The organism is Microcoleus sp. CAWBG27, assembly GCF_020883145.1.
Classification (GTDB): Bacteria; Cyanobacteriota; Cyanobacteriia; order Cyanobacteriales; family Microcoleaceae; genus Microcoleus.
The window spans coordinates 1-20,542 of sequence record NZ_JAHREU010000093.1; the positions used below are offsets into that span (position 1 = coordinate 1).

The 20,542-nt window shown below is 44.9% G+C and carries 19 protein-coding genes and 1 pseudogene; 7 read left to right on the top strand and 13 right to left on the bottom strand.

The window, feature by feature from the left end; translation table 11 throughout:
• Positions 1–84 (bottom strand): annotated as a pseudogene (locus tag QZ938_RS30225) (IS1 family transposase); the annotation flags it as partial.
• A gap of 142 nt (positions 85–226) precedes the next feature.
• Here QZ938_RS30225 and QZ938_RS30230 point away from each other — a divergent pair.
• Positions 227–703 (top strand): hypothetical protein, encoded by a 477-nt coding sequence (locus QZ938_RS30230; protein ID WP_293355704.1) that lies wholly within the window; start codon positions 227–229, stop codon positions 701–703.
• A 207-nt stretch (positions 704–910) separates the two neighbouring features.
• Here QZ938_RS30230 and QZ938_RS30235 read toward each other — a convergent pair whose 3' ends face one another.
• Both QZ938_RS30235 and QZ938_RS30240 read right to left on the bottom strand, forming a co-directional pair.
• Complete coding sequence (locus QZ938_RS30235; protein ID WP_293148070.1) at positions 911–1,204, bottom strand: hypothetical protein; 294 nt, start codon at positions 1,202–1,204, stop codon at positions 911–913.
• A gap of 334 nt (positions 1,205–1,538) precedes the next feature.
• A complete protein-coding gene (locus tag QZ938_RS30240) occupies positions 1,539–1,916 on the bottom strand; it encodes a DUF2809 domain-containing protein (RefSeq protein WP_293355701.1) in 378 nt (125 codons plus the stop codon).
• Between the two features lie 386 nt (positions 1,917–2,302).
• Here QZ938_RS30240 and QZ938_RS30245 point away from each other — a divergent pair, with 386 nt between their 5' ends.
• From QZ938_RS30245 to QZ938_RS30260, 4 genes are all read left to right on the top strand, one after another.
• The gene (locus QZ938_RS30245) at positions 2,303–3,127 is read left to right on the top strand and encodes a D-alanyl-D-alanine carboxypeptidase family protein (RefSeq protein ID WP_293148066.1); all 825 of its coding nucleotides are present in this window, start codon (positions 2,303–2,305) and stop codon (positions 3,125–3,127) included.
• A gap of 220 nt (positions 3,128–3,347) precedes the next feature.
• Positions 3,348–3,926, top strand: a complete 579-nt coding sequence (gene coaD, locus QZ938_RS30250; protein ID WP_293355698.1) for a pantetheine-phosphate adenylyltransferase — start codon at positions 3,348–3,350, stop codon at positions 3,924–3,926.
• Positions 3,809–4,495, top strand: a complete 687-nt coding sequence (locus tag QZ938_RS30255; protein WP_293148062.1) for a DivIVA domain-containing protein — start codon at positions 3,809–3,811, stop codon at positions 4,493–4,495. Before coaD ends, QZ938_RS30255 begins: the two co-directional genes overlap by 118 nt.
• 338 nt (positions 4,496–4,833) lie before the next feature.
• Positions 4,834–5,886 carry an acyltransferase gene (locus QZ938_RS30260; protein ID WP_293355695.1) on the top strand — a complete coding sequence of 351 codons (1,053 nt, stop codon included), beginning with the start codon at positions 4,834–4,836 and terminating at the stop codon, positions 5,884–5,886.
• 14 nt (positions 5,887–5,900) lie between these two features.
• Here QZ938_RS30260 and QZ938_RS30265 read toward each other — a convergent pair whose 3' ends face one another.
• Entirely contained in the window at positions 5,901–6,776 is an 876-nt protein-coding gene (locus QZ938_RS30265) for a TIGR04283 family arsenosugar biosynthesis glycosyltransferase (protein WP_293355692.1), read from the bottom strand.
• 217 nt (positions 6,777–6,993) lie between these two features.
• Here QZ938_RS30265 and ubiG point away from each other — a divergent pair, with 217 nt between their 5' ends.
• Positions 6,994–7,839: a bifunctional 2-polyprenyl-6-hydroxyphenol methylase/3-demethylubiquinol 3-O-methyltransferase UbiG gene (gene ubiG, locus QZ938_RS30270; protein ID WP_293355689.1), complete on the top strand. Its 846-nt coding sequence runs from the start codon at positions 6,994–6,996 to the stop codon at positions 7,837–7,839.
• A gap of 44 nt (positions 7,840–7,883) precedes the next feature.
• Here ubiG and QZ938_RS30275 read toward each other — a convergent pair whose 3' ends face one another.
• The 5 genes from QZ938_RS30275 to QZ938_RS30295 all read right to left on the bottom strand — a co-directional run bounded on the left by QZ938_RS30275 (position 7,884) and on the right by QZ938_RS30295 (position 13,878).
• Complete coding sequence (locus QZ938_RS30275) at positions 7,884–10,091, bottom strand: cation-translocating P-type ATPase (RefSeq protein ID WP_293355686.1); 2,208 nt, start codon at positions 10,089–10,091, stop codon at positions 7,884–7,886.
• 285 nt (positions 10,092–10,376) lie between these two features.
• Entirely contained in the window at positions 10,377–10,643 is a 267-nt protein-coding gene (locus QZ938_RS30280; RefSeq protein ID WP_193974737.1) for a FeoC-like transcriptional regulator, read from the bottom strand.
• A gap of 93 nt (positions 10,644–10,736) precedes the next feature.
• Positions 10,737–13,076, bottom strand: coding sequence for a Fe(2+) transporter permease subunit FeoB (gene feoB, locus QZ938_RS30285; RefSeq protein ID WP_293355681.1), 2,340 nt, complete (start codon positions 13,074–13,076; stop codon positions 10,737–10,739).
• Positions 13,076–13,318: a FeoA family protein gene (locus tag QZ938_RS30290; RefSeq protein ID WP_293148048.1), complete on the bottom strand. Its 243-nt coding sequence runs from the start codon at positions 13,316–13,318 to the stop codon at positions 13,076–13,078. The genes feoB and QZ938_RS30290 overlap by 1 nt, the downstream gene beginning before the upstream one ends.
• A 185-nt stretch (positions 13,319–13,503) precedes the next feature.
• Complete coding sequence (locus QZ938_RS30295; protein ID WP_293355678.1) at positions 13,504–13,878, bottom strand: FeoA family protein; 375 nt, start codon at positions 13,876–13,878, stop codon at positions 13,504–13,506.
• Between the two features lie 503 nt (positions 13,879–14,381).
• Between QZ938_RS30295 and QZ938_RS30300 the strand changes: the two genes are divergently transcribed.
• A complete protein-coding gene (locus QZ938_RS30300; protein ID WP_293148044.1) occupies positions 14,382–15,281 on the top strand; it encodes an alpha/beta hydrolase in 900 nt (299 codons plus the stop codon).
• A 336-nt stretch (positions 15,282–15,617) separates the two neighbouring features.
• Here the strand turns inward: QZ938_RS30300 and QZ938_RS30305 are convergent, their stop codons facing one another.
• The 4 genes from QZ938_RS30305 to QZ938_RS30320 form a co-directional block, all read right to left on the bottom strand.
• Positions 15,618–16,061, bottom strand: coding sequence for a DUF4079 domain-containing protein (locus QZ938_RS30305; protein WP_293148042.1), 444 nt, complete (start codon positions 16,059–16,061; stop codon positions 15,618–15,620).
• Positions 16,062–16,297: 236 nt separating this feature from the next.
• Positions 16,298–17,059: a WecB/TagA/CpsF family glycosyltransferase gene (locus QZ938_RS30310; RefSeq protein WP_293148040.1), complete on the bottom strand. Its 762-nt coding sequence runs from the start codon at positions 17,057–17,059 to the stop codon at positions 16,298–16,300.
• Between the two features lie 432 nt (positions 17,060–17,491).
• On the bottom strand, positions 17,492–18,859 hold the full coding sequence (locus tag QZ938_RS30315) for an O-antigen ligase domain-containing protein (RefSeq protein ID WP_293148038.1): 1,368 nt from the start codon (positions 18,857–18,859) through the stop codon (positions 17,492–17,494).
• A gap of 213 nt (positions 18,860–19,072) precedes the next feature.
• The gene (locus tag QZ938_RS30320; protein WP_367181880.1) at positions 19,073–20,065 is read right to left on the bottom strand and encodes a glycosyltransferase family 4 protein; all 993 of its coding nucleotides are present in this window, start codon (positions 20,063–20,065) and stop codon (positions 19,073–19,075) included.
• Positions 20,066–20,542: the final 477 nt, after the last annotated feature.

Below are 20,542 nucleotides of genomic sequence, written 5' to 3' on the forward strand. Positions count from 1 at the left end.
GCATTGGACACAAATGTGATTTTGTTTTCCTTTCTTCTTGCCGTTTTTACGGATATGGGTTGATTTACATTCAGGGCATTGCATAAATTATTCCTCCTATTCATACTCTAACTCAGCAACGCCAATTATTCCTCCTATTCATACTCTAACTCAGCAACGCCCGAGATTCCTCTTCAAAAACCAGATGCACTCGATCGCGAGTAAGTGCGATCTCCTGCCAAAAACAATGAAAAATTCAGATTTACCATCAGATTTGATTGTTTACGATGGGGTAGCAGATCCACCCAAGCTCGATCGCGATCGATCGCTATTACTACTACCCAGTCAGCCCAATGCCCAACCTCTCAGACTCGATCGAACAGTAACTCATCGCTATAACTATATTGAGGGTTACGTGCAGTTAACGCTGAAGTTACAGCCCATCGCAGCCCAACAGATAGTTGTCACCAATCAACTTAGCGAAAATAGCGATCGGATCTTCTTCGCAATGAATGAAGTGATTGAGGGTGTTTATCTACAGCTACTATTAGGGCGAACTTCACGCGAACTCGGGGAAGTCACGAGCAAACCTTACACAGGTATTCAAGTGTTACTACTCGATGTTCAAGAGTATTTCAGTCACCCTATTCACGTGAAAATCGCGACTATCTGCACGCTTAGAGAATGTTTGAAAAATTCCAATCCTATATCCGTTTCCTCTTAACCAAGGGGAGAAAAATTCAAATTACCCCTTTTTGATGGAAATGCCAGGATATACAAACCTAAGGAATCAGAATTAAATAACTTACAATTTTTATTTTTGTTGTGGGATGGGCGTCCCGCCCATCCCCCAAATATGTGTAAATTATTTAATTCACGCTCTTAAGATAGTAAGCAATGAAATTTTTCAAACATCATCTGCAACCATCACTTACAAAATCTTGATACAACCTTTTTCGATTTCAATTTTGGCCTCATTCTTGACTTCTACTTTGCCGCATGGTGTGATAATCACACTGGTTTTACTGTTGCCTTGGATGGTGGCTGCCGAACTTGTTTGGGCATTAAATGTTACTTCTTTTATTAAGCCGTTCATCTCAACTTTCATCACATACTTTTGTGAATCCTTATTCGAGTATTTGATGTAAACATCAGCAAGGCAGAGACTTGGGAAGCAAAGTGTTGGTACTGTGACCATTGCTAGGAACAAGAGTGCTTTTTTCATGTTTGTTTTGTGTTGGATAGTTGGCAAAATTATGGAAAGCTGATTAATTCTACCGTATATAATATTAATCGTAACATGAGGAATATAAAATAAGCAATAGTCTATACTGTTTTTATTTGGTCATCTGAAACTGTCTATTTTTTATTGTAAACCGAGCGCCAAACTGCCTCAAAATGCTTACTTTACTGCTACTAATCATAAATTTTCCGAAGTATTGATATGATAAGTGTTAAAATACTTATCGCCTTTCTCAAAAAGATGAGGTATGTCGGAGTAATAAATTCTTGCCGATTTGCATTGTGAATCAGACGTTTAAAAACCTGCCTGATTTAATCTACGATCGCGAAAGTTTTTTTCTATTTTCTAGCCACAAAACTATGGCAATACCCGCAGTATAAGCAACCAGATCCATCGCATCAAAGCTATTGCCTAAAATGATTATAGCAATCTTGTTGTTTTCCCAACCTAAAGCATTGAGAATATTGAAATATTGCAATATCTCAATAACAAAAGAAAAAATTAGAACCGATAAAGCTACTTTTGTGGATTCTAGTCTTAACCAAGACATTATGAAGCAATAGAGAAAAATCACTACCAATAAATCTCCCAGGAAATAACGAACAAACTTATCTGTAAAAAAAATAGCAATAACGATTTCGATCGAAAATAGAATCAAGGCTAGATGAAAATATTTGCGATTAAAATATAACATGGCTCGATAGTTTAATTGTCTAGTGTTGTCTTGCTATCCTTGTGGTGTGTTGAATGCTGAAATTGACGAAGAGTCAAATTACAGACAGGAGGATGAGTCCGCTCATGCGCTGTTGAGACCCCACACTTGGCGACTACACTTAATAGTCGGGTAATGCCCAGCGGTTTTAAAATTAACCAGCGACAGTAGCCGCGTCAACGAGTGCGCCCCCCGACGGACTCCCGACAATCGGAACCAAAATCACAAATTTGAGAGTTGGCGGATGGGACTGGGCGAAGTCAGGAAGATATCATATATTCTCAGCGGGAATTGTAGCTGTGCGATCGCCCAGATCGATATACAATTTGTAACGTTGAGCCTTATTGAAGTGCAGGAGTGGAGCTGGCTTGGATAACGCTAGTCTGTCGAGAAAAACCCCGCAAGCCTCGGAGCTTGCCGCTGACGAAATTCCAGAAGCAGTACGAGACCACCCATATCTAGAAGCAGGAGGGAGTCAGTCCAAGAAAAAAGGACTGATTTGGAAACTGGTAGGATTGGCCGCAGTCGCCTTTGGCGTCAGCATCTGGCTGCACCTCAACTTTAACTTTTTCCCAGCCACCAGTCGGGCACAGCCAACTCAAAAAAATCCAGCAGCAGCGAGTTCAGCCGCTGGTAATGCCCCGAGTCCAGCTACCAACTCAAAACCCGCCACCCCAGACAATCTCCTGGGACACTTGCCTTACCCAGAAGCACCAGCCGCCGACTTGGTAAATGTCACCTCCGACGGTAGCATCAAACTCCGCACTTCAGCAGCAGCAAAATATCAGGAAATGGCCAACGCTGCCGCCGCCGCCGGAATCTATTTTGCTCCCATATCAGGCTTTCGATCCGTAGACGACCAACAACACGTATTTTTTGATGTAAAAGCTGAACGCAGGCAAAATGCCAGCAAGCGAGCCGAAGTCAGCGCTCCTCCAGGTTATAGCGAACATCATACCGGTTATGCGATCGACCTTGGTGACGGTTCCTCCCCGGATACCAACCTCAGTCCCAGCTTTGAAAATACCCAAGCATTCAAGTGGCTAGAAGCCAATGCCACCGCTTTCAGCTTTGAAATGTCCTTCCCCAAAAACAACCGCCAAGGCGTCAGTTACGAGCCTTGGCACTGGCGGTTTGTGGGCGACAGGCAAAGCCTGGAAACTTTCTACAAAGCTCATTCCATCAAAAAGTAGAAGATAGTTGACAGTTGACAGTTGACAGTTGACAGTTGGCCGTTGACAGTTGGCCGTTGACAGTTGGCCGTTGACAGTTGGCCGTTGACAGTCAGAAGGAAAAAGGAAAAAGGAAGATTTTTCACATCTCTCCCTCTCCCCGTCTCCCGTCTCCCGTCTCCCCCGTCTCCTCCGTCTCCCCCTCTCCCCGTCTCCCGTCTCCCTCTCTCCCGCCAAACAAGTGATTGCAATCTATCCAGGCAGCTTTGACCCGATTACCTTCGGTCACGCAGATATTATCGAGCGGGGATCTAAACTGTTCGATCGCATAATTGTTACCGTAGTCAAAAATCCCAGCAAAACCCCTCTGTTCACCGTAGAAGAAAGGATCGAGCAGATCCTGCGCTCTACCAAACACCTGCCCAACGTAGAAGTAGACAGTTTTGAGGGTTTGACAGTAAACTATGCTAAGATTCGACAAGCCAAAGTGCTGCTGCGGGGAATCAGGGTATTAACAGATTTTGAAATGGAACTCCAGATGGCCCACACCAATAAAACCCTTCTGGGGGAAATTGAAACAGTTTTTTTGGCAACTTCTAACGAGTACAGCTTTTTAAGTAGTAGTGTAGTTAAAGAAATCGCCAAGTTTGGTGGCTCCGTAGATCATCTTGTTCCGAAACACGTCGCCCTAGATATTTACAAATGTTACGCCAGCAGGAACCAAATCGCATCGAACCCGACACTACCGGACGCAGCACTGAGAACGAATCACCTCAGAACACCGCCGCCTTCGGAGACGAGACCAGAACCGCAGGAGTAGACATCCAGCGGGAATTGAACCGGCTTGAGGAAATTGTTCTCGACAGCCCGCGCATTCCCATGACCAGACGCACTCTGGTGGATGAAGAACAGTTGCTCGATCAGTTAGACTTGGTGAGGCTAAATTTGCCGATCGCCTTTGGGGAAGCTGAAACGGTCATCCGGCACAAAGAGGAACTGATCCAAGAAGCCCAACTCTACGCTCAAGAAGTTATAGAAGCAGCAGAACAGCGAGCAGCAGAACTTTTAAATGATATGGGCTTGCTCCAGCAGGCGAAGATAGAAGCAGATCAGTTGCGACAGCAAGTTTTGCTCGACTGCGAAGCAATTCAGCAGGCGACGCTGGCGGAAGTGGAACAAATTCGCTACCAGGCTCAAGAGGAACTGGAAGAAATGAGAGCCAGGGCGATAGCTGAATGCGAGGAAATTCAAAATGGCGCCGACGATTATGCCGACCAAGTGCTCGATAATATTGAGCACAAGCTGAGCGATATGCTGCGCGTGATCCGCAATGGGCGAGATCAATTGGATAGTGTTTCTGCGTCGCACATCCATCACAACAACGGTTAGTTAACTGCTTTAATCAAAGTGTGAGTTATCGGTAATTTTGTGAATTTACGGGCGATCGGACGATCGCGTGGCAGGGAAACGGTATTCCCGCCTCCGACCTACTTGGCGCGACATCGGGCGAGTGTTAGGGAAACGGCACGGTGGAGTGTCCGATGCGGAGCTCTGTGAAGGTGATAATTTTAATAATTGTTATGAGATTGAGGATTGTAGCAAGACTTGTTTGAATATTAATAATTTTTGTGAAGATAGGAGCAAATATAGCATTTTTTGCTATGGTGAAAATCCATCAGGCAGAAAATTTCTGATTTGACCATAATTTTTGCAATCTACTATTTACCATGCAAAAAGCTTCTAATCGGTTTGCAGAATTTGACTTGATCCGAGCTTTAGCCATAGTCAGTGTTGTGATTACTCATGCTGGGTTTGCCTCATTTCGCGATCGCCGAATTTTGTTTGTCTCTATCGATACCTTACAACTCTTCTGCGTACCAGCTTTTTTACTCCTGAGCGGTTTTTTCCTCACTAACAAACTCGACAATCAAAATAATCCCGGACAGGTAGTCAAAAAAAGACTGTCAAGAATTATACCACCCTACCTGTTTTGGTCTGTAGCTTTGTACATCTTAAATAATTTGGGATCGCTCCAAAAATTTGATTTACTGTCATTGCTCAGAAATATTCTGACAGGTTCCGTGATGCCTCCCTATTATTTCATCGTTGTAATTATTCAATGCTACGGTTGGTGGTGGCTGCTAGTGAAATTAAGAGTTTTAGAACCCAGAAAAATTTTAGCTTTGGGTTTAACAATTCAAACAATTTTTACCGTATTCTTTTACTTGAGCGCTCTCCAATACATATCAATACCTCTACCTTTGATGGAGCGCTGGATTTTTAGTTGGATTTTGCCATTTTCAACAGGTCTATTTTTGGGCGCAGTCTATGACAAAATTCAACCATTTCTCGAACGCCGAAAAATTCTAGTTTTAGGAACAACAGTCCTATTTTTTCTAGCAAGCATTTGGGAATATTACCTGCTTACCGGAGTTACTGCTGAGGGATGGTTTTTCCGCTCGTTTTTTAAACTATCTGCCCAAGGATACGCAATTTTTTTCGTCTTGTCGATCCTCGCATTTTCTAAAAATATCGCACTTCCCAGTAGAGTTTCGGGGTTAATCAAACTCTTGGCTGCGTATTCATTCCCGATATATCTGCTGGATTCAAAAGTTGTGCAATATGTATTGTTAGTGTTTTATAAATTTATCGATCCCGTACATCCGCTACTGAAACTCAGCTTTTTAGTTACAGGCACTTTGTGCGGTTGTTTGGTGATTATTTACCTGTTGCAGAAAGTTTTGCCCAAAAAATACAGCCAGTACATTCTGGGAATTTAATCAGATTTTGTGTTTCAGCGAATGTCTTCATAAAACTGCTTGAGATACTTCGCTGAAACGCCAAACCCCCACAAAAAACCGATCGCAAGATAGATGGCAGTTGCTTTCAATTCGCCCCAATGCGCCACTCGGCGATCGCTACTTTCTACGACACGATGAACTAACTTAATTTTACCACCACGTCGCACTAACTTTAAACACAAATCCGCTTCCTCCATAATTGGCAGTGTGCCGTCGAAACCATCACATTCCCAAAAATCTGTACGCCTGCAAAAAATAACTTGATCTCCAAACAGCAGGCGCAATCCTTTAAGAAATAAATGAGGCCGAAATAACAGCGGCGCGTAGTAAGTTTTCAGATAATTGTGCAGCGAAAAACCCCATCTTGTCTGCTGCGAACCAGCCATCAGGGAGATAAACCCGCCTCCGACAATTTCGGTATCGGATAATGTCTTTTGGATGACTGTTACGATGTCGTCGGGAACTAGAGTATCGGCGTGGAGGAAGCACAAGATTTCGCCTGTGGCGGTTTTTGCACCTAGATTCATTTGCACGGAACGTCCCGGCATACTGCTAACAATAACACGGGTTGTGGAAGTAAGGGCGATCGCCACTGTGTCGTCTTGACTGCCGCCGTCTACCACTAATATTTCCCAAGCTGGAGGATTGAGGATACTCAGTCGGCGGAGGGTTCGTTGTAGACAAGTCGCTTCATTCAGGACGGGGATGATAATAGAAACGCTAGCCATCAGGTTGAAATTTATGCCAAAACTATTATAATAAAAAACTGTGGCGATTCGCAACTTGAGAAAAAATAGAACTTGCACGCGCGGATTCATAAACCCGGTTTCTGGCTGCGAACTTGTCACGAAACCTCGGATTTTTATCATAAATCTGGTTTCTTGGCATCAGTCCTATAAAATCAAGAACAACGGGCGGTTGAAACCGCATCTATACACACAAAACCGGAGGAGTGCAGGTTGAAGAGTGGCTGGTTAAAATTACGCTATCTTCTTCAGTCTGCGGAGGCAGACTTCCTTTTTGTAGACGCGGTTTCAACCGCCGTCTTATCTGATATTCCACTAACTAATCAGGACTAAAAAAATCGTGCAGAAAACAGAAGTAAAAAACGATTTAGAATTTTACGATGAAAATGCTGATAATTGGTGGGACGAAAATGCTAAAATCTATGCTCTCTACCATCTAAACAAACCCCGATTTGAGTTTTTTGACAGACACGCGACCAATTGGCGAGGGCTGAAAACCTTAGATGTTGGGTGCGGCGGCGGTTTTTCCTGCGAGTTTATGGCCGAGAGGGGCGCTGTGGTTTCGGGAATAGATCGATCGCACAAATGTATTGTAGCAGCCCAGAATCACGCAGTTACCAGCGGTTTCGAGATTGACTACAGACAAGGCTTTGCCGAAAATATGCCCTACGCGGACAATACCTTCGATGTGGTAATCTGCGTGGATGTTTTAGAACACGTTGCCGATTACAAAAAAGTTGTGTCAGAGGTTCACAGAATTCTTAAGCCCGGGGGAATGTTCTTTTTCGATACAATCAACCGAACTTTTTCCTCGCAAATTGTGATGATTGGACTAATGGAAAATACTTTGCAGGAAATTAAGCGAGGCGTTCACGATTGGGAAAAGTTTATCACCCCGGAGGAACTGTCTGCGGTAATGCGGGATACGGGTTTCGACAAGATTGAAATTAAAGGTTTTGATATGTTTGGAGAAATGGGGGCTGTTTTAAGCGAGATGCACGGTTTTTGGGAAAATCTTACAAGTGGAAAGCAGCTATTTCCTTCTCCGGCAAGTTTCCAACAAGTTTCTCAAGTGCTACTGTCTAATATAGCTAACTATGTTGATTACAAAAAATCTGGGTTGTTTAAAATCAAAATTAATGAGGATATATCGATTATGTATGTTGGTGTAGGGGCGAAGAAGTAGAAGACTCGGCGGTTGCAACCGCCGTCTTACTCCGCGCCTTGTGGCTATTTTGAACGAAAGAGCCGCATCCCATTTGCGGTGACAATTAACGAAGTTCCGGTGTCTGCCAAAACTGCCACGGCTAAACCTACAAACCCAAAGGTTCCCAACAATAAAAACAGTGCTTTTGTGACTAACGAAAAAATTACATTCTGCTGAATAACACTTACGGTACGGCGGCTCAAATCAACTGCATAGGCGAGTTTTCTCAAATCGCTACCAACTAGCACTACATCAGCAGTTTCTAGTGCGATATCAATGCCGCCAACTGCAAAGCTGATATCGGCGGCTGCTAAAGCTGGGGCATCATTAATGCCGTCGCCTACCATTCCGACGGTTCCCTTATTTCGCAATTGTTGAATTGATTGAAGTTTGTCGAATGGTAGCAGTTCTGCTTTATACTCAGATAGGTTGAGTTGTTGGGCTATTTGCTGGGCTACAAAAGTGCGATCGCCCGTAAGCATCACCAAATTGTTCAAACCCATCTGTTTCAGCAAATGTAGGGCTTCGGCAGCTTCCAGTCGCAAGCCGTCAGCCAAAGCAATCACTCCCAACAAACCGCGGCTACTGCCGACTAAAACGGGAGTTTGCCCTAATTTCTCGATATCATCTAGCAGAGAGACTGCTGATGTTGGCAGTTCGATATTTTGGTCGGCAAATAAGCGGCGATTTCCGACAAGATAGAGGTTGTTTGCAAAATTAGCAGCAATTCCTTTACCCGGATAAGCAGTAAAATTTTCGGGAGTTTCTAACTCGATTCCTGCTTCCTTCGCTTTGGTAATAATTGCCTTAGCTAAAGGATGTTCCGATTTTTGTTCCAAAGAAGCTGCAATTAACAATACCGTGCTGGCGCTCACTTCTCCCAAGTTGTAAACCTTTTGCACAACGGGTTTACCTTCAGTCAAAGTTCCGGTTTTATCAAAGGCCAGACTCTTAATTTTTCCAGCATTTTCTAAGCCGTTTCCGCCCTTAAATAACACGCCTTGGCTGGTGGCTGCACCAATGGCGCTGACAATCGAAACCGGAGTGGAAATTACTAAGGCGCAGGGACAGGCTATGACTAACATTACCAGGGCTCGGTAGCACCAGACGCTGAAGGGTTGACCAAAAATTAAGGGCCCAATTAGTGTAAGCGCGATCGCACTTGCAATCACAATAGGAGTATAAATCTCTGCAAACCTGTCCACCCACTGCTGAGTTGGGGCGCGGCTCGACTGCGCCGACTCGACTAAGTGAACAATTTTCGCAACCGTGGTATCATTCGCAGTGTGAGTAACTTTGACTTCCAAAAAGCCAGTTTGATTTAAAGTGCCGGCAAAAACCCGATCGCCCGTTTCCTTATCTTCGGGGATAGATTCACCCGTAATTGGCGATTGGTCGATCGCCGAATTCCCCGATACCACAACTCCATCTAATGCTACCCTTTGCCCGGGACGAATTGTCAGAATTTCTCCGATTTGAATTTCCTCAACCCGCACCGTTACTTCACAATTATTGTCGCGCTTGACAGTTGCAGTCGCAGGTGTTATATCCATCAAACTAGCAATAGCATGGCGAGTGCGGCTGAAAGTGAAAGTTTGCAAAGTTGTTCCCAGACTAAACAGGAATACAACTAACGCCGCTTCAAACCAATCGCCTAAAGCCACCGCGCCAATTACCGAAATTGTCATCAACAAATTCATGTCGGCGCGGCGCAAGCGCAACTCCATCAGGCCGGCGCGGGCGATCGCAAATCCGGCTACAATAATACCGATACCGTAAAAACCCCGCGACAGCCAAATTGGCAATGCTAAATGCTGAGTTAGCAATCCCAGAATTAATCCTATTCCAGCTAAGATGACACTTTGTCCCCGGCGATTGCGAAGCCAGAATTCCCAGTTAGTTGGGTTGGTTTTTTGAGTTTTCTCGACAGTTGAATGCTGGTGATGGTGTTCGTGATGGTGTTCGCCCGAACAACACTCCTCCTTCGAGGATACTGCTGCGGAGGGCTGTTCGATAGTGTAGCCTAAAGTTTGAATGCGATCGAAAATAGCTTTTTCGGTTACTTGTTGAGGATCGTAATTTAAGCGCAAACTTTCTGTTGCAAAAACTACATTGATATCGGTAATTCCGGGCAATTTTTGCAAGCCTGCTGCTACTGTTTTGGCGCAGTTGCCGCAGTCCATTCCGCCAATCTTAGTTTGTAGCGTTTTGAGGGAAGGAGTTTGAGTCATTATTCAGTATCCTTTTGAGATTTTAGAATGATTGTCATTATTGAGCACATATTCAGATATTTTAGTAAATGGTATCCTAATTTTCTTGGATTTGCGAACAAGATTTTTTTAAATTAACCACAGAGACCGCAGATGACGCAGAGAAAGAGAGGATAAGAAAGAGGAAGAGGGAAGGAGAGGGATTGAGGGTGATTGCTGTTGGTAGTGAGGACTTTAGTCCTAAGATGAGGACTAAAGTCCTCACTACGAACCTTGTTGATTCGGGGTAATTGAGCGAACATGAGATTAATGGCAATTTGCAGAAACTGGTTCTTCTGCGGGTGCGGATTTATCGGCATTTACCCACACATAAATCTCCGTAGCATCGTCGCTGCAACTGTGACATCCGCCGCACTTTTTCGCCTCTGCCATTTTACTGATGCGGCCTTTGCGGATGAGGCGGTTCAGCATTCCGCGCAAAGCATCGCCGTCCATGCGAAAATGGAGTTTCAAATCAGCGAGAGATGCTCTTTTATTTTGGGAAATAAACTGCTGGATTTCGCTTAAAATCATGGTTTTTCTCCTTGGTTATTGTAGGAAGTGCTGTCCCCGCTCGCGAGGATATGCAGTGCTGTCCCCGCTCGCGAGGATATGCAGTGCGACTGACTACTGACTCATCGCTTCGCGCCGTTTGTGGCGTTTTGAACCAGCAATTTTCAATCCCAAAATGGCGGCAGCCATAGTTACCGCCAGTCCTCCAATCCAAGCAATAGATGATGCTGGATGCTCTACAAACGTGGCAATTTGATAGTATTCAACAGCCGTAAAATAAGCTAAACCTGTAGTCCAAGTACAGGCAAATACTGTCCAGCCCAAATTAGTTTCGCGGTAAAGTGCTGCGGTTGCGGAGACGCACGGGAAATACAGCAATACAAACAACAAATAAGCAAAGGCCGCACTATTAGAACCAAAGCGTTTAGACATTTGTCCGTAGGTGCTACCAGAAATACCTTGAGCATCTGCTGCTGCTTGTTTGTCTGTAATATTGGTGGAACTTAAGCCGAGGGGATCGAAAAGTTGACCGGGAAGTTTTGTGAGATTCTCTGGGATTGTAAAAAATGCTTTGCCGATATTTCCCCAGAAGCTAAATTCTTCTTTTTTCTCCGGTTCTCCACTTGCTGCTTTTTGTTCGTCTGCTAGTTGAGTGTATAAGGAATCCAAGGTTCCAACCATGACTTCTTTGGCAAATACTCCTGTTAGCAAACCAACGGTAGCGGGCCAGTTTTCTTGGGTGATTCCCATGGGTGTAAATACGGGTGTTGCTGCGCGGCCAACTGCACTCAGAATTGAATCTTTGCTGTTTTCTTTGCCGAAGGAACCGTCGGTGCCAACTGAACTCATGGTTCCCAATATAATTACCATGATGACGATCGCAATTCCTGCCTTTTTGATAAAAGCCTGCAATCTGTCCCAAGTCCGCAGCAGCACTCCTTTAAGCTTAGGAATGTGGTAGGGCGGCAGTTCCATCACAAACGGTGCAGCTTCTCCTTGCAGGATGGTATTCTTGAGGATTAGTCCAGTGATCACTGCTGCTAAAATGCCTAACAGGTAAAGCCCCAACACCATGTTTTGACCGCCCACTTGGAAGAATGCGCCACAAAACAGGGCGTAAACTGCTAATCTGGCGCTACAAGACATGAATGGATTCATCATAATCGTCATCGTGCGATCGCGCTTATTTTCTAATGTCCGCGTCGCCATGATTCCCGGAATATTGCACCCAAAACCGATCATCATCGGTACAAAGGATTTGCCGGGAAGTCCGACAAACCGCATTAATCTGTCCATCACAAAAGCTGCCCGTGCCATGTAGCCGGAGTCTTCGAGGGCTGACAAACACAAGAACATCATCCCAATTTGGGGAATAAAAGTAGATGTGGTTTGAATCCCGCCACCAGCACCTTTTGCGAGCAGTCCGATCAACCATCCAGGGGAACCGATACTTTCTAAAATATCACCAAAACCCTCTACAAAAATTGTCCCGAAGAATTGGTCAAAGAAGTCAATAAACACTCCCCCAACGTTAATCGAAATGGTGAACATTAAGTACATCACCATCAAGAATACGGGAATGCCTAACCAGCGGTTGAGCACAATTTGGTCGATTTTATCGGAAAGATTGGCCTTGACTTCTCTGGAAGATTCGGCGACGCCTTGAGTGAGGGTGTGGATGAAGGTGTAGCGGCTGTCGGCAATGATAATATCTAAGTCGTCATCGAGGGTTTCGTGGACTCGGCGGCGGTGCGGGACGACTATTTTTTCTAACTCTGTATCGGCGAGTTCCGGGGCGACTTCATCCTGGTATTCTAGGAGTTTCAGGGCTGTCCAGCGGGCATCGATACTGCGATTTGGGCTATGCTGTTGGATATGCGGGATTAGTTGGGCGATCGCATCTTCGATGACAGCCGGATAAGCTACATAGGCAGATGGTACGATCGGCTTAACCAGCGCCTTATTCACAGCATCGCGCAACAAAGGCACCCCGTCATTTGACGTAGCACTCATCGGCACTACCATACAGCCGAGGCGTTCTGCGAGTTTGCTAACATTAATTCGGATGTCTCGTTCCTTGGCAACATCCATCATGTTTAGCGCGACTATCATCGGCACGCGCATCTCTAAAATTTGCGTTGTGAGATACAAATTTCGTTCTAAGTTGGAAGCATCAACAATATTCACAATCACATCAGCTTCGCCAGATAGCAAATAATCTCGCGCTACCAATTCATCGAGTCCGGTATCTCCGTCTTCGGCATCGATAGAATAAACTCCCGGCAAGTCAACAATCGTAATTGCTAAACCGTCGTGAGCGTATTTTCCCTCTTTGCGTTCAACTGTTACTCCAGGCCAATTACCTACTCGTTGATTAGCACCAGTCAGGGCATTAAATAAAGTAGTTTTTCCACAGTTGGGGTTGCCCACCAATCCAATAATTTGCTTAGTCATTATTTCACTTCTTCTACAAATAGAGTTTTAGCTTCATCTTTGCGTAAACTGAGTTTAAAACCCCGCACCAGGATTTCTATCGGATCTCCCAAAGGTGCATAGCGAGTAACAGTAAACTCAGTTCCCGGTGTCAGCCCCATTGCCAACAATTTGCCCTTATAAGCGCGGGCTGTTTTCTCATAGCCAATAACGCGGCCGATTGCGCCGACAGCCAAATCCCCTAGTTGTTTTTTCTCGTTCATCAGTTGTTTGAATACAGTCTAAATTTGAACAAATTAAATTCCTGAATCTAGCAACCCTTTCAAAATGTGCGAACACCTCTCTTTACTCTTCCTCTGCGCCCTCTGCGCCCTCTGCGGTAAAAAAAAGAAAATCTTTGTCACAAATCAAATAAAATTGCTGTAGATACAATTTTTTGATAATTTCCCTAGACAAGATTCGTACACATAATTTTCTGTGCCATACCCGCCCCCAAACCGATGCGGTTGTCGCAAATCCCCACAATCACCGATCCCCCAGAATTGCTGACGATTTGAACTTCGATGCCGGGGACTAATCCCATGCCGATGAGGCGTCGCACTGTGCCATCTGAACCTTTGAGTTTGACTATCCGCAGCTTGTCGCCAACGCTTGCCATTGCTAGCGGGAATGATTTACATCGAGCTGAGTCTGGCTCACTTTCTGTGCTATCCTCTGCGTTTTGAGAGACTTCTGGTGTCTCGCCGTAAAAGGTAAAAGCCCCGAACTGTCTTGGGTTTAGCTGTTCGTTTTGTTGGCTGTATTCTTGGGTGTTTTCTTTCATCTCTTCTGGTTGTCGATCGATTTTAGTAACTTTTTGCTTGGGCTTGCTTGTGCGCCAGACTTGAGATTAATTCTCAATACTGGCAGCGCACAATGGTATACATCGCTAAATTTCCAGTTTCAGCGAACTCTTTCCCTGTTAATATTTCGGACGCAGCCATCCAACCAGCCCAGAAAGACGATTTTTTGGCGAGTTCGTAGTTTTAATCTCTCTTGCGTTAGATGCCAATGTGCGCTTTAACCCCCACGAAGCAATACCTACTGCTCTTAAGCATAGTAAATTAAAAAGGAATTATTAGCAACTATTCTCAAATATTTTAACATATAGTTAACCAACTCAGCCTTAGCCGAGACACCACGAGACTAAATATAGATCCTGGTTTCAGAGGTCGATCGCCCTAAATCCTCAAGTAGGAGGCGATCGAGCATATATACTTAAATGTTTGAGGGAAAGGGGCGATCGCGGAGGCCTCGACCCTACCGATTCACACTTTATCAAGAATTATGCCAGCAAGTTTTCTCCCAAAGTCGATCGCACAACTCACAGAATCTACCTCAATTAGCTTAGCCCAAAACATCCAACAAGAGGCAATTACAACTCCCATAACACAGGAGCCAATTGCCACAACCTACGCGCGCCAAGGCAGTGGAAATACGCCAATTTTGTTAATTCACGGCTTCGACAGTTCCGTATTTGAATACCGCCGCCTGTTGCCGCTGCTTGCCGAAAAAAATGAGACTTGGGCCGTTGATTTGTTGGGTTTTGGCTTTACAGAAAGAGCGGCGGATTTGCCATTCAGTCAAAAAGCGATTGGAAGTCACCTCTATTATTTCTGGAAAACGCTGATTTCGCAGCCTGTAATCTTAGTTGGCGCGTCGATGGGTGGTGCAGCAGCCATAGATTTCACTCTCAATCATCCCGAAGCTGTCAAAAAATTAGTCTTAATAGACAGTGCAGGTTTTGCCGTCACATCTAACAAGGGAAAATTTTTAATTCCTCCTTTAGGATATCTGGCAACTTCATTTTTGCGGAACCCAAGAATTCGCCAAAAAATTAGCGTCAATGCTTATTTCGACGAAACTTTAGCTTCTGTTGACGCACAAACCTGCGCGGCCTTGCACTTAGAAATGCCCAACTGGAATCAAGCTTTAATTGCGTTTACCAAAAGTGGAGGTTACGGCGGTTTTGGGGCAAAGCTGTCGCAAATTCAGCAGCAAACCTTGATTTTGTGGGGAAAACAAGATAGAATTTTAGGGACAGCGGATGCAGAAAAGTTTAAAAGTGCGATCGCAAATTCCCAACTAATTTGGATACCGGATTGCGGACACGTTCCCCACTTAGAAAAACCACAGATTACCGCTCAACATATCTTAGATTTCATAGCTAAAGTAGCAGGTTCGTAGTGAGGACTTCAGTCCGCATCTCAGGTTCGTAGTGAGGACTTCAGTCCGCATCTCAGGTTCGTAGTGAGGACTTCAGTCCGCATCTCAGGTTCGGGTTCGTAGTGAGGACTTCAGTCCGCATCTCAGGTTCGGGTTCGTAGTGAGGACTTCAGTCCGCATCTCAGGTTCGTAGTGAGGACTTCAGTCCGCATCTCAGGTTCGGGTTCGTAGTGAGGACTTCAGTCCGCATCTCAGGTTCGTAGTGAGGACTTCAGTCCGCATCTCAGGTTCGGGTTCGTAGTGAGGACTTCAGTCCGCATCTACCTATCAGAGGACTGAAGTCCGAACCATCAAACGTTAAACTTTCGGTAAATACTTTTGTACAATCGTCCATCCGGTGAGCAAAACAATCACAAATCCCCCACACAAAGCCAAATTAGTGCCAATGTGTAGCGGACGCGCCCAAGGATTTTTAGGGCCAATTTGCAGCCCGCTTCCCACAGAAACCAACACCAACGCCACCACAGCCAACCCCGCCGGCAAATGAACCGAATGACCCAACTTGCCGTACTCTCCCAGCGTACCGACTACCCCAATTAAGAGCAGTAAAATTACCAGAGTCGCCATCCCCGCACCAGTCCCCAAATGAAAGGGACGCAGCCATTTTGGGCGCGGCTGTTTCGTGCTGCGGGCGGCAAACATCCACGTTCCAGTAACGGCCAACAACAGGTAAGCCAAAAGCGCCGCACCCATTGACCACGCCGCTATTTTCCACAACCACAAGAAAGAAGGCAGATTCATGATTTAAATCCCGAGTTAGGGATTTGCAACAAAGGTTTCTTTCCGATTTTACCTGCACCTGAAACCAAAAATGAATATAGTTGGCAGAATTATTGGCAGAAAGTGCGATCGCACTTTCCACAGATTCCATCTGTCTGGGCCCAATTCAAACGCCGGATATCACACTCAGATTCATTGACGTTATTGATTTGTAAATAAGAGTGTTTCCCAAGCCCCTTCCCTTCTAGCTTCGGGGTTTAACTGTCCACGAAAGGCATTTTATAAAACCCTAATTTTTGTTCTACGATCAAGCGGAAAAACGGCAGACCTTCTATCAAATATCTTCTCCACAACCTTCTCGGTTCGCTTAACAGTCGGTACGCCCATTCGATGCCAACTTCGCTCATCCATTTAGGAGATCTTGCTTTGCAACCAGCTTCAAAATCAATGGTTGCACCTACGGCCAAGAAAACTTTCACGTGCGTGAATTTACTTCTGTATTTAACCAGCCACTTCTCTTGCTTCGGCGCTCCCACTCCTATAGCCAGAACTGTAGCTCCTGATTTATTGATCGTGTCAATTATTGCTTCACACTCCTCCTCATTTTTTTCAAATCCAAAAGAAGGAGAAAGTGCTTCAACAACTATTTCTCTACCAATTTTTTGATTGATTTTTTCCTGAGCTTTCCTGGCAATTCCTTCAGCCGCTCCTAGCAAAAATATTTTAACGTCCTCGTTATCCTTGTGATAGATATAAAATGCCGGAAACAAATCAGAACCCGAAATCTTTTCCTTGATAGGAGTACCCAAAAATTTTGAGGCATACATCAAAATTTGACTGTCGCAGACTCTATAACTCGATGTATTGTAAGCTTCATAAAAGTCGCGGTCATATTGCAACTTAATTAAGTGGTCTACATTGGGTGTAAATACGACACCACCTTCGTCGTCTAGTTTTTCAAATAACTCTGTAATTGTAAAGTTATCTATCGCTACATTCAATAAATTAACGGTTTTCATTTTGTTATTCCCATCCAGCCTTGATATTCAACTACAACTCAAACCATAAACCCACGATACAGCAAGAGTGTTTTCACTACTTGGGCGTGGGGGTGAATATACTTTTTTTAGTATATCGCCCTACACCCTACCTGTCCAGTCAGAATGTTTAAAGATTGTGTAAAGAATCTGCGGCTTTTAGGAAAAAGTGTATAAAGCTAATTTGCTTTACAACTCGCAACACAGTTTTAATCAAAACACAATCCGGTGCTAATGTTTGAAACCTTGCCAATTAATATCGATATTTTATTTTATTACATTAATTTTGAGCAAACTGAGAAAGAGATTGCAACTTCGTGACTAGATTTAATACAAACATAGTAGATTTTTGAATTTTTGTATCTAGAGAACCCAATATATTTTCAAGCTTTGAGCGCGCTCAAAGCTTGAAAATCATCCTGATTTTTGGTGAACCAGCGACTGTCTTCTTGGTGGCAAACTGGTTTTCTTTGCCTTGAGACTTTCTGGAGCTTTTAAAACCAGACCCGATATTCCTCCAGCAATAACCGCAAAAATCGGGTTAGCCATAGCGTTCAAAACACAGTCAAACATATACATAGTTACGGCTACTCCCAGGGCCGCAGCGGGCGCTACTTTCGGATGAGACCAGGTTCTGGCGGGATACTTGAACGCAAAGACGACAACAGGAAGTAAAAATGAAGAAAATAAACTAACTAAACCGACTGCACCGTTGATGCCAAATGCAATAATCCACAAGCTGTCAGTGACCGAGATATCTTTACCGTACCCGTCGTACACGCGGTTTCCGCCCGAATCCCCCCAGCCAAAAATAAATCTTTGTCGCGCTTTATCTCCTAATATCTCTTCCATGTCAAATCTAAACTTCAGAGAGGCGGCCCGTTCTTCGCCAAATATGGGATTGATTACGCTCATCACGTCGCGGCTCGAAAATTGACCCGATGCAGCTACGTACAGATAAAACGCTATATATCCAATTACGAATAGTAGTGGCAAAGAAGTCCGAAACCACTTGGCACAAAATAATATGAGCAACGCGATAAAAAATAAAGTATAGGCACCTGTAGAACGGCAGAGGAAAAAAGCGATAGTTAATACAATTGCTAGAGTCTTAATGTTTTTGCCCTGAAACTTTTTGAGCGACCCAGTTTGCCAGAGCCAAACTGCGATTAAGGCTGCTGTCATCATCCACACGCCTACCATCAAACCGTGCTGCATAAATACTACAGGTCTCCACCCCCCCATGCGCCTTGCTTGACCCCAGTCCTCAAAGGCGTTGACGCCGTAAACCATTTGGTGCAGAAGTGGGCCCTTAACCCCTTCCAATAAAGTAAAAGGAACGTAGGCTAAACCACCTGCAAAAATCCCGATCGCCAATTGTCGCAGCCCGTCTAAACTACCCATATACAACCGTCCAAAAAAATAAGGCAGACCCCAAGTAACGATTTGGTTGAAAGTCGGAGAAATCGGGCTACCGCCATTAGTAAGTTGTGAAACAATTGGAGACAAACAGCAAATTACGACTGGCACGTCCAGCCAGCCAGGCTTAAATTTGGTGATGCGCTCAGTGTCGTAGATAATAACACCCAGCAAAATGGCGTAGCAAGATGCGGAAACTTTGGTATAGGCGGGCAATATGGGGATGGGATAAGAAACTTGTGGTAAAAACAGCCACGCTGCCACAAAAGTGATAATTACCGCCCGCTGAGTCGGAAACCTCACAAACAAGTAAAGAACGATCGGGATCAAACCGAACATCGTCAATGGGATTAATGCAGCCATAGGTTTTTTTGGCAGTAAAATGGTGGTAGAAAGACTACTTTATTTCCCGGATCTGAATTCTCGCTCTGACGATCGCCTCTTTACCCGATCTTGATAAAGCGGTTCTCAAGCGTGGTGAGGTATGCCCACGGAGACCTATGACGGAGGCCTATGCCCAATGCCCTATGCCCATGAGTACCTCATAGGGCAGCTCGAAAGGCTATAAATAGCTTTCTATTTGTACAGGTTGTCCGTTAATTGTGGCTGACGTTCGAGTGCGGTGTACAGTGCAGCCTCGAAGATATCGGTTGCATCCTCCCAGGTATAATGTATCACCGTGTCCAAAGCAGTCTCAGACATGGCCCGCCATTCGGCATCAGACAACTGACAAATCTGCTCGATCGCTTTTGCCATATCCTCTGGGTCTTCTGGTTTCACAAGTATTCCACCCCCGCCAGCTAGGAGTTCCGGAGCCGCGCCAGCAGGAGTGCCGATCACTGGAGTGCCACAAGCCATCGCTTCTAAAATTGGCAAGCCGAAGCCTTCGGTTTGGCTGGCAAACAGCCAAGCATCGCATTTGCTGTAAAGTTCTTTGAGTTCGTCTTGACTAGGTATCTTATAATACTCAATATTATGCTGCAACAAATCCGGAGGAGCAGTTTCGCCGGAACCAAAGGCAACTAAACGAAGATTAGGGATTCTTTTGGCCGCTAGATTGAAAGCTTCAATGGCAAGAGCACACCCTTTCCAAGGAGCTATAGAATAGTACATCCCGACTGTGGGAACTGACTGCTTGCCCCGCGGCTGCCCCGATCGCGATCGGGGGTCGTAAAATTGTGTGGTGTCAACAGTCGGAGGCACGAGAGATACAGACAAATTACCAAATTCATTCCTAGCCTTGTCTTCCAGCCACTTAGCCACGGCAATTTTGTGCATCGGCAGCCGCCAAGTTGCATCTACTCGAGCTTTTGGTGTGTAGTCAAAAGCCTCGTAGTGTTGGAGAAAATATACTTTCGCTCCTTTGCTGGGGGAGAGTTTAGACACCCACTCGGCAGTTTCCCACCAAGTAGCCATGATAATATCGGCATCAGGTACGTCCCTGTCGGTAATTGGACGGTAGGTTTCGGTAACTCGACTTTCGACATCTATACGGTCAAAGTGAGACGGCCCTCTCGCCTGAGCGGGTTCCCAACCCTTACCTCTGACCACAGAGCGCAATTGTTGCATTAAACTTGGTCGTTCGTGAGGTGTAGAGACGATACATATTTTGTGTCCTCGCTGTTGGAGAATTTGTGTGTAGATAGACAAAACCCTCATGCCACCTGTAAGAGCAAGGGTAGGAAGGACAAAAGTAATTCTCATAGTATAGGTAGATGTGAAAGATCAAAACTGGTCGATCGAGCTTCTCCATCCTAATCTATTTGCACTGACGAGTCTCTTTTTGGGTTTGGCGCAGGGTTTAGGTCAAAGATCGAGGCGATCGTTACTTGATGTCGAGCCGGCCGTACTTTGTCGTCAGGGACTTTTGCCAATGACAAATCAGGAGATGTGTGAGAATTAGACAAGTCTAACCTTTAACAGATACATTTAACCCGGTAAATCTAGGAATCCACCCAAATCTACTGTGTATGGCATAATCTGGAAAGCTTGCAGCTTACCAGACATGGAGGTATCCCTCAAAGCTTTCAACAGAATATTGAAAGC

Excerpts from the sequence above, each read along its gene's own strand:
- QZ938_RS30315 (WP_293148038.1), bottom strand. The coding sequence starts at position 18,859 with ATGGCTGCATTAATCCCATTGACGATGTTCGGTTTGATCCCGATCGTT.
- QZ938_RS30280 (WP_193974737.1), bottom strand. The coding sequence starts at position 10,643 with ATGATTTTAAGCGAAATCCAGCAGTTTATTTCCCAAAATAAAAGAGCA.
- QZ938_RS30230 (WP_293355704.1), top strand. The coding sequence starts at position 227 with ATGAAAAATTCAGATTTACCATCAGATTTGATTGTTTACGATGGGGTA.
- QZ938_RS30300 (WP_293148044.1), top strand. The coding sequence starts at position 14,382 with ATGCCAGCAAGTTTTCTCCCAAAGTCGATCGCACAACTCACAGAATCT.
- feoB (WP_293355681.1), bottom strand. The coding sequence starts at position 13,076 with ATGACTAAGCAAATTATTGGATTGGTGGGCAACCCCAACTGTGGAAAA.
- QZ938_RS30235 (WP_293148070.1), bottom strand. The coding sequence starts at position 1,204 with ATGAAAAAAGCACTCTTGTTCCTAGCAATGGTCACAGTACCAACACTT.
- QZ938_RS30295 (WP_293355678.1), bottom strand. The coding sequence starts at position 13,878 with ATGAAAGAAAACACCCAAGAATACAGCCAACAAAACGAACAGCTAAAC.
- QZ938_RS30275 (WP_293355686.1), bottom strand. The coding sequence starts at position 10,091 with ATGACTCAAACTCCTTCCCTCAAAACGCTACAAACTAAGATTGGCGGA.
- QZ938_RS30265 (WP_293355692.1), bottom strand. The coding sequence starts at position 6,776 with ATGATAAAAATCCGAGGTTTCGTGACAAGTTCGCAGCCAGAAACCGGG.
- QZ938_RS30260 (WP_293355695.1), top strand. The coding sequence starts at position 4,834 with ATGCAAAAAGCTTCTAATCGGTTTGCAGAATTTGACTTGATCCGAGCT.
- QZ938_RS30255 (WP_293148062.1), top strand. The coding sequence starts at position 3,809 with ATGTTACGCCAGCAGGAACCAAATCGCATCGAACCCGACACTACCGGA.
- QZ938_RS30310 (WP_293148040.1), bottom strand. The coding sequence starts at position 17,059 with ATGAAAACCGTTAATTTATTGAATGTAGCGATAGATAACTTTACAATT.
- QZ938_RS30320 (WP_367181880.1), bottom strand. The coding sequence starts at position 20,065 with ATGCAACAATTGCGCTCTGTGGTCAGAGGTAAGGGTTGGGAACCCGCT.
- QZ938_RS30290 (WP_293148048.1), bottom strand. The coding sequence starts at position 13,318 with ATGAACGAGAAAAAACAACTAGGGGATTTGGCTGTCGGCGCAATCGGC.
- QZ938_RS30240 (WP_293355701.1), bottom strand. The coding sequence starts at position 1,916 with ATGTTATATTTTAATCGCAAATATTTTCATCTAGCCTTGATTCTATTT.
- QZ938_RS30305 (WP_293148042.1), bottom strand. The coding sequence starts at position 16,061 with ATGAATCTGCCTTCTTTCTTGTGGTTGTGGAAAATAGCGGCGTGGTCA.